This window comes from Actinophytocola sp., from assembly GCF_050699915.1.
GTDB lineage: Bacteria > Actinomycetota > Actinomycetes > Mycobacteriales > Pseudonocardiaceae > Actinophytocola.
The window spans coordinates 1-8,399 of sequence record NZ_JBOHGA010000245.1 but is presented as its reverse complement, the minus strand read 5'-3'; the positions used below and the strand labels follow the sequence as shown (position 1 = coordinate 8,399).

Sequence of the window (8,399 nt, the reverse complement as noted above, 5' to 3'; positions counted from 1 at the left end):
GTCCGCGGCCGCCCGGCCGGCGACCGGATGGAGGTCGCCCGCCTCGCCGTCGCGCCCGACCTGCACCGCCGGGGCATCGGCCGACGGCTGCTCGATGCGGTCGAGGCGGCCGCCCCGCCGGCGGTCACCACGCTCTGGCTCGCCACCGGCGTCACCAGCGACGCCAGCCTGGCGTTGTACCGACGGGCCGGCTACACGGTCGTCGGCTCCTCGACCGACGCGGCCGGCGTCGCGCTCGCGGTGCTCGAGAAGCCGCGGCACCCGTAGCGGTTCCGGGCCGCGGACCGACGTGATCTCACGAGGAGGAGTGCCCATGGAGCGACCCCGCCCGACCGACGATTCCGAGGAGCAGCTCAAGTTCCGCAAGCAGCGCGCGGTTCGCTGGCTCGATCCACGCGTGCTGGTCCGCACCGGCGCGCAGTCGATGATGGCGGAGATCTTCGCCGCCTTCGCGGACAAGCGGGAGCTGCAGGGCACGCTGACGCAACCGGTCTTCAGCGCGAGAACCGAGACCGAAGAGGAGCTGTGGTTCGACTTCGTCGCCGACCTGGGGGACGGGTTCGACGCGACCTACTCCATCGCTTCGCTGCTCGCCGCGTCCGAGCTCCAGCCGGAGGGGGCGACGCGGGACCTACCGCGTGGGCGGCTCCTCGTGATGGGCGGCGACCAGGTCTATCCGGCGGCCTCCACGACGGCCTACGAGGAACGCACCAAGGGCGTCTACCGCGCGGCACTGCCGGTCGCCGCGCCCGACGGGCCGCGGCTGTTCGCCCTGCCCGGCAACCACGACTGGTACGACGGGCTCACCTCGTTCCTGCGCGTCTTCGCCCAGCAGCGCAACTTCGGCGGCTGGAGCACCGAGCAGACCCGCAGCTACTTCGCCGTCGCGCTGCCGCGGCGCTGGTGGCTGTTCGCGATCGACACGCAGTTCGACGACTACGTCGACAAGCCGCAGCTCGACTACTTCCGCGAGGTGCCGCTCGAACCAGGTGACGCGGTCATCCTCTGCACGTCCAAGCCATCCTGGCTGTCGGCCGGCTCCGGCGGGAAGACGAAGGGCTACGACACGATCGAGTTCTTCCAGCGCGAGATCATCCGCCCCCGCGGGGCGACCGTGCCGGTGATGCTGACCGGCGACAAGCACCACTTCGCTCATTATCAGGCCGAGGCCGGCGGTCGGCACCTGATCACCTGCGGGCTCGGCGGCGCGTACCTGTCGAGCACCCACCGGCTGCCCGAGTCACTGGACCTGCCGCCGGCGAGCTCCGTGGTGAGTCCGTCGGCGCCACAGCAGACCTACACGCTGAGGGAGCAGTACCCGGCGAAGAAGGACTCGAAGCGGCTCGCGAGAGGCGTCCTGCGGCTGCCGTGGCGGAACCCGCTCTTCTGGCTGTTCACCGGGGTCGTGCAGACCGTGATGTCGCTGGCCGTCCTCTTCGGAATCGGGGAGACCGTCGACCCGACCCGGCAGGGGGGCTTCAGCCTGGTGGGCGCGTGGGCGCCCACGGCGATCCTGGCCGTGGTGCTGGGGCTCGGCGGCGTCGCGTTCGCCCGGCTGGATCTGCCGAAGGCGAGTGGAACCAACTGGGTCGCCGGTGTCCTGCACGCCGTGCCGCATCTCGCGCTGAGCACCGGCTGGGCGTTCGCGGTCCACTGGTTCCACGGCGCGCTGCCGACCGGCGAGGCCGCGGACTGGTGGACCTTCGGGATCTTCGTGGCTCTGACGCCGACGGTGATCGGGTTCCTGGACGCCGAGATCGTCGCGGCGTACCTCTGGTTCGCGAGCGGGTTCGACATCAACTCGAACGAGCTGTTCGCGGCTCAGAGCATCGAGGACCACAAGGGCTTCCTGCGCCTGCACATCGACGACAGGGGCACCCTGTGGATCTATCCGATCGCGCTGCCAGAGATCTGCCGCCGGTGGACTGCCACACCGAACGGTGCGCCGACAGATCCGTGGCTCGTCCCCACGGAGCCGCTGGCTCCCGAGCTGATCGGGACGGACCCGATCGAGATCCCGCACCCGTGAACGGGCGTGCCGGAGACGGGCGAGGGGGTTGCCCGCCTCCGGCACTGGTCCTTACTGGTGGGCCGGCAGGTTGAACTCCTCCATCGCCATCACCGGACGCAGGTGCCGCTCCGCGCCGCCCTTCGTGAACGCGTCGCGCAGCACGTCGTTGCCCCGTAGGTTGCCCAGCGCGCCCATGATCATGCCCTGGTCGAGTGCCAGGTACCGCTTGGCGACCTTCCCGCTGCGGACGGCGATCGCGTCATAGAAGCCACCCGGGCCGTAGCTGTCGAAGTCCCTGCGCAGCTTCGCGAGCTCGGTCAGCGCGGCGCGCGGCTGGTAGGGCAGCGCCAGCACCACCGCGTGCGGCGTCACCACGCCGTCGCCGTAGGACTCGGGCAGCGGCTGTGCCTCGCGGCAGCCCTCGAAGCCGACGTCGACCGCGGTGCGCTCCTGGTCACTGGTGTAGCCCGGCCCGTCGAGGCCCATGATGTCCACGCCGTACTCCCGGTACCCGCCGTCCGGGTTGGACGAAGGCGAGAAGCCCCAGTAGCCGTACTTCGCGTCGTTCAGTCCGTGCTCGATCTGGCCGCGCACGTACACCGAGTGCTGCCGGGCCCAGGACTTCTTGCCCCACTTGACCTCCGGCACGAACATGTCCGGCATCAGCTCCTCGAACATGTCCCCGCCCCAGGTTGGGATGAACTTCAGCCCGCGGTAGGTGTACTGGCCCTCGAACACCGGGATGCCCTGGTAGTCGACGAACTCGCCGGTCGGCTTCTGCTCCTGCCAGTTCCAGTCGCAGGTGTCCGGGAACGTCCGCCACGGCACGAAGTAGTGCTCCGGCGGCACCTGGCCGAGCGAGATCGCCACGTAGCTGATCATCCGCGTCTCGCTGGCGAAGTTGCCGTAGTTGTGGCAGGTGTACCAGACGTCCGGGCCGTTGCCGGGGTAGTTGCCGACGAGTGAGCAGCCGGGCGGCTCCTCGTCCCAGAACCCGCCCCGCATCAGGCCGGCCGCCACGTCCGGCGAGCGGCCCGCCGGGTCGTAGTAGAAGGCGAAGTCCATCGGATCCAGCAGCGCCTGCGCCTGCTTCCGCGCCTCCGGCACGGCGTTGCGCACGGTCATCAGGGCCGCCGCCATCCACGCGTTGTCCACACTGGACAGGAACGGGTGCACGACGGACCCGTCGTCCGGCCAGACGCGCAGCTTCTCCAGCGTCGCGGGGTTGTACCAGTTGTAGAACTGGCCCGACGCCGGGTGCCGCTCGACCTTCGCCATCGAGTCGAGCGCCTTCTTCGTCCGCGACACCAGCTCCCGCCGGCCGATGAGACCGGCGTCCTCCGCGACGATCGCCGACCACAGGTATGCGCCGACGTTCGTGGGGGAGGTGTAGGCCGACCGGGACGCGGGGTCGAGGTCGCCCTCGATGTTGTCCGCCGGCAGCCCCGTCTCGGGGGCGACCATCGCGGTGAACGACCGCCAGGTGTCGCGCATCAGCGAACCCTGCCGGGCCTGCTCCGCGGCGGCGAGCTCGCGATCGTCGGGCGGCGCCGCGTTCGCGGCCGGACTGAGCGGTACGACCACGGCGACGGCGAGCGCCGCGGCGATCGCGGCCCTGCGGGCGGGGACTAATCGGGCCATCGGAGAACCCTCCTCATTTGAGACCGGTGGTGGCGATGCCACGGACGAAATGGCGTTGCAGCAGGAAGAACACGAGCAGCACGGGCAGCACGAACACCACGGACCCGGAGAGCAGCAGGTCGTAGCGGGTCTCGTTCTGCCCGATGGCGTACAGGGCCAGGGCGACCGGCAGCGTGTAGTTGTCCTCCGTGGTGGCCGCGACGAGCGGCCACAGGAAGTTGTTCCACGAGGCCAGGAACGTCAGGATGCCGAGCGTCGCGAGCGCCGGCTTGCACAGCGGAAGCACGATCTGCCAGTAGATCCGCAGCTCGCCGGCCCCGTCGATGCGGGCCGCCTCCAACAGGTCGTTCGGCAGGGACACGATGAACTGGCGCATGAGGAACACCCCGAACGCCTGCGCCAGGAACGGCAGGATCAGCCCCGCGAGCGAGTTGACCAGGTTGAGGTTGCTGGCCAGCACGAACAGCGGAACCATCGTCACGATGTTCGGCACCATGATCGTGCCGAGCACGACGATGAAGAGCGCCCGCTTGCCGGGGAAGTGCAGCTTCGCGAGCGCGTACCCAGCCGCCGAGCAGAACAGCAGGTTGCCCACGGTCGTGAGCACGGCGACCACGACCGAGTTGGTGAAGTAGGTCGGGAAGTCCAGTCGCTCGAGCAGCACCTGGTAGTTGCCGGCCGTCGCCGACTCCGGCAGAAAGGTCGGCGGGTCGGCGCGGATCTCGGCCTCGGTCTTGAACGACGCCAGCGCCATCCAGATGAACGGGCCGATCATCACCACGAGCCCGGCGAACAGCGCCGCGTGCAGCACGAACCGGGCGACCAGGTCGCGCGAGCGCAGCCCCTCGCCACCGCGGCGGATCGGGCGCGGCGGCGGGGCCGGGCTCGCCGCCCGCGTGTCCAAGGTGCTAGTCAACGTTGTTCCTCAGCAGCCGGAACCAGGCGATCGACAACAGCACCACCACGACGAACAGCACGTAGCCCATCGCCGAGGCGTAGCCGTAGTTGCCGAAGCCGAACTGGTTGTAGGTGTGATAGGCCATCGACAGCGTCGAGTCGAGCGGGCCGCCCTGGGTCATCACGAACGGCTCCTCGAAGAACTGCACGTACCCGATCGTGGTGATGACCGCGACGAACAGCATCGTCGGCCGCAGCATCGGCACGGTGATGAAGCGCAGCTGCGACCACTTCTTCGCGCCGTCGATCGTGGCCGCCTCGTAGAGGTCCTTCGGGATCGCCTGCAGCCCGGCCAGGAAGATGACCATGCCGAACCCCAGGTTGCGCCACGCGCCCATCGCTATCAGCGTGGGCAGCGCGTAGGCCTGGTTGTCCAGCCAGTTGGGCCCGGCGATGCCGAACAAGCCCAGGAACTCGTTCAGCAGTCCCGTGTCGGGCTGCAGGATGAACCGCCAGACCACCGAGATCGCGACGATGCTCGTGACCACCGGCAGGTAGTAGCCCACCCGGAACAGTCCGCGGAACTTGACCAGTCCGGAGTTGAGCCCGAGCGCGACCAGCAAGGACAGGACCATCGTCAGTGGCACGCCGACCAGCACGAAGATCGCGGTGTTGGCCGAGGCGGTCAGGAACTTCGGGTCGTCGAACAGCTTCAGGTAGTTCTCCAGGCCGACGACGTTCACGCCCAGCGGGTCGAGCAGGTCGGCCCGGCCGAGGTCGGTCAGGCTCATCACCAGCGACGCCACGACCGGGCCCGCGGTGAAGAGCAGGAACAAGGCGGCGAACGGCAGCGCGAAGGCCCAACCGGACCACGCCCGGGACGTCACGCCCGGCCGGGATGACCGAGCCCTGTTCAAAACAGGACCCCGTCGTCCCGACAGGCTCCCTTCCGGAGCGTCTTGAACAGGGCTGGTCATGTGTCAGCCACCGGTGCCGATCGAGGTGGCCTGTGCCTGCATCGCCTTGGCGGCGTCCGCGGCGGACGCGGTGCCCTTGGCGACCTTCTCGAGCTCGGTGTCCACGCCCGCGGCGATCTGCTCCCAGGTCGGGATCGCCGGCGGCGCCTTGGCCTTTTCCAGCTGGTCACCGAAGATCTTCAGCAGCTCGTCGCCGGAGAGCGTCTCGTCCTCCCACGCGGCCTGCACCGCGGGCAGGTCCTTGACCGTCTCGTACCACTTGACCTGGACCTCGGGCCGCATCAGGTACGACACGAACTTCCAGGCGGCGTCGCGGTTCTTGCTGCTCTTGAACACGGACATGTTGCTGCCGCCGATGAACGAGGTGGCGTCGCCGGGGCCACTCGGCATCGGCCACACCTCGTACTTGTCCTTGCCGCCGAGCTCGTCGAGCAGGCCGATGTGCCACGGGCCGGACACGAACGCGGCGATCTCACCGCTGAGCAGCTTCGGCTCCTGCTCGCCGTCGTCCAGCCTGTCCTTCGTGGACAGACCCTCCTGGTAGAAGGACTGGTAGAACTCGTAGGCCTCGACCGCCTCGGGCGAGTCGAGCGTGAACTCCTTGCCGTCCCAGATGTCGCCGCCGTTCTGCCAGACGAACGGCATCACCGACTGCCAGGCGCCGGTCTGCCCGGGCTGCAGGTAGAGGCCCTGCTTCGCGCCGCCCTTGGCCTTCATGTCCTTGGCCGCCTGCTTGAGCGCGTCCCAGTCCTTCGGCGCCTCGGTGACGCCGGCCTTCTGCGCGACGGCCTTGTTCACGAACAGCGCCCGCGTCTCGACGTACCACGGCACGCTGTAGGAGGTGTCGTCCACGATGCCGGTCTCCCAGGCGCCGGGGAAGAAGTCGTCCTCCTTCACGAAGTCCGGCGGGACTACGTCGAGCGCGCCGGTCTTGGCGAACTCGCCGACCCAGGTCGTGCCGAGCATCGTGATGTCCGGCGTCTCCTGGCCGGCGATCGCGGCCGAGATCTTGCTGTGCGCCCCGTCCCACGGCACGGCGGTGACCGACACCTTGGCGTCCGGGTTCTCCTTCATGAAGTCGTCGGCCAGCACGGAGAGCTGCTCGCCCTCGGTACCCATCGCCCACACGGTGATGTTGCCGGACGCCTTGCCCTGCGCGACCTTCTCGCCCTGCTCGGCCTCTTCCCCGCCGGAGTCGCGGCCGCATGCCGATGCGGCCAGGGCCACCGCGGTCACCGCGGCGAGTAGTACGTGTCGCCTGGTTGGTCGAGTCATGCTCTCCTCCGGGTCAGTTCTCGGGGTCAGTTGTCATGTGGGCCGCAGCTGGTCCGGATCACCAGCCGGGTGGGCAGTACTTCGCGGCGTACTCCGGGAGATGCCCCGGAGATCCGCTCGTCGAGCCAGCGCGCGGCGGTGGCGCCGAGCTCTCGCATGGACTGGTGCACGGTCGTCAGCCGCGCGTAGTCGGCGGCCATGATGTCGTCCCAGCCGGTCAGCGCCAGGTCGCCGGGGACCGCGAGGCCGAGGTCCTCGGCCGCCCGCAGCGCGCCGAGCGCGACCTCGTCGTTGGCGCAGACCAGCGCCTCGGGGCGGGTTCGCCGCCGCAGGGTCTCCCGGGCCGCCGCGTACCCGGCCTTGACGTCGAACGCGCAGCGCACGGGCTTGGCCGGCACGTCCAGCCCGCCATCGGCCAGCGCGGCCACGAAGCCGGCGTGCCGGCCCGCGACGTCCGGCGACTGGTTGGGGTCGCCGAGGAACTCGAACCGGCGGTAGCCGTGCCCGATCAGGTGCGCGGTGATCGTCCGCGCGCTGTCCTCGTTGTCCGCGGTGACGGTGTCCACCAGCCCGACCGGCGGCCGGGCGAGCAGGACCAGCGGCAGCCCGGTGTCCGCGATCCGGGCGACCGTCGAGTCGGCGACCGTTCGTCCCATGATCACCATGCCGTCGACCCGGCCGGCCAGCTCGTGCACGAGGTCGGCCGCGTTCGCCCGGCCCTGGGTGGCCAGGATCAGCACACTGCGACCGAGCTCCGCGACGACCTCCTCGTAGCCGAGGACGACCTCGGCGTAGTAGGGGCCGGACAGGTCAGGGAAGACGATGCCGTTGGCCGCGTGCTGTCCCTCGGCCAGTGCCCGACCCGCGCGACTCGGCCGAAACCGCAGCTCCTCGGCGACCCGCTGGACGTGCTTGCGGGTGGCGGCCGCGACGAGCTCGGAGTCCCGCAACGCCCGCGAGACGGTGGCGATGGACACGCCCGCACGATCAGCCACCTCGTAGATGGTGACCGGCCGTCGGTCGCGTGCGGGCATGGCTGCCTTCCATCGTTGGAAGCGCTTACATTTCTGTGTGGACCTTTCTAACACAGGTGTCAAGGCTGGGCTGGTTGTAGGCGCTTTCACTGCGGCGGGCGGGTGAGCGCGGGGTCCGTTCGGGCGGGTTGCCGGCGATTCTCGGCGCCGCGACATCGGGAGTGGATTGCTGGCCCGCCGACGGCCCCGACCCTCTCTTCTTCCTCGAAGTCGCCCGCTGTTCCGTTCGGGTGTCGCTGCGGAGGTGTGGAGGGCGCGGGGCCTAGGCTTCGAACGGATGTTCTCGGGAAGGGTGCTCATGCGTGTGTTGGGGGTGGACCCCGGGCTGACCCGCTGCGGCATCGCCGTCGTGGACGGCGAGGCCGGGCGGCGGCTGCGCGCCGTCGCCGTCGACGTCATCCGCACGCCCGCCGACGCCGAGCTGGCGAGCCGGCTGCGCGCCGTCGCCGACGGAGTGGAGACGTGGCTCGACCGCCACCGCCCCGACGTCGTCGCGGTGGAGCGGGTGTTCAGCCAGTACAACGTGCGCACCGCGATGGGCACCGCGCAGGCCGGCGGGGTCGT

At 69.8% G+C, this 8,399-nt stretch carries 8 protein-coding genes; 3 read left to right on the top strand and 5 right to left on the bottom strand.

Annotation, left to right across the window (positions count from 1 at the left end; all coding sequences use genetic code 11):
- Positions 1 to 267 (top strand): GNAT family N-acetyltransferase (locus ACRDSK_RS28840; RefSeq protein ID WP_431444507.1); only part of this gene is annotated, 267 nt, incomplete at its 5' end.
- 46 nt (positions 268 to 313) lie between these two features.
- The gene (locus tag ACRDSK_RS28835) at positions 314 to 2,029 is read left to right on the top strand and encodes a metallophosphoesterase (protein WP_431444506.1); all 1,716 of its coding nucleotides are present in this window, start codon (positions 314 to 316) and stop codon (positions 2,027 to 2,029) included.
- 51 nt (positions 2,030 to 2,080) lie between these two features.
- On the opposite strand, the gene ACRDSK_RS28830 is transcribed toward ACRDSK_RS28835, so the two are convergent.
- From ACRDSK_RS28830 to ACRDSK_RS28810, 5 genes are all read right to left on the bottom strand, one after another.
- A complete protein-coding gene (locus ACRDSK_RS28830; protein WP_431444505.1) occupies positions 2,081 to 3,652 on the bottom strand; it encodes a glucoamylase family protein in 1,572 nt (523 codons plus the stop codon).
- A gap of 13 nt (positions 3,653 to 3,665) precedes the next feature.
- On the bottom strand, positions 3,666 to 4,568 hold the full coding sequence (locus ACRDSK_RS28825; protein ID WP_431444504.1) for a carbohydrate ABC transporter permease: 903 nt from the start codon (positions 4,566 to 4,568) through the stop codon (positions 3,666 to 3,668).
- Positions 4,561 to 5,436, bottom strand: coding sequence for a carbohydrate ABC transporter permease (locus ACRDSK_RS28820; protein ID WP_431444503.1), 876 nt, complete (start codon positions 5,434 to 5,436; stop codon positions 4,561 to 4,563). The genes ACRDSK_RS28825 and ACRDSK_RS28820 overlap by 8 nt, the downstream gene beginning before the upstream one ends.
- 93 nt (positions 5,437 to 5,529) lie before the next feature.
- Positions 5,530 to 6,801: a sugar ABC transporter substrate-binding protein gene (locus ACRDSK_RS28815; RefSeq protein ID WP_431444502.1), complete on the bottom strand. Its 1,272-nt coding sequence runs from the start codon at positions 6,799 to 6,801 to the stop codon at positions 5,530 to 5,532.
- Positions 6,802 to 6,827: 26 nt separating this feature from the next.
- A complete protein-coding gene (locus ACRDSK_RS28810; protein WP_431444501.1) occupies positions 6,828 to 7,796 on the bottom strand; it encodes a LacI family DNA-binding transcriptional regulator in 969 nt (322 codons plus the stop codon).
- 337 nt (positions 7,797 to 8,133) lie between these two features.
- Here ACRDSK_RS28810 and ACRDSK_RS28805 point away from each other — a divergent pair.
- On the top strand, positions 8,134 to 8,399 hold a 266-nt coding region (locus ACRDSK_RS28805), incomplete at its 3' end, for a crossover junction endodeoxyribonuclease RuvC (RefSeq protein WP_431444500.1).

Bases quoted from the DNA above. Each gene is read 5' to 3' on its own strand.
- ACRDSK_RS28830 (WP_431444505.1), bottom strand. From the start codon at position 3,652: ATGGCCCGATTAGTCCCCGCCCGCAGGGCCGCGATCGCCGCGGCGCTC.
- ACRDSK_RS28835 (WP_431444506.1), top strand. From the start codon at position 314: ATGGAGCGACCCCGCCCGACCGACGATTCCGAGGAGCAGCTCAAGTTC.
- ACRDSK_RS28815 (WP_431444502.1), bottom strand. From the start codon at position 6,801: ATGACTCGACCAACCAGGCGACACGTACTACTCGCCGCGGTGACCGCG.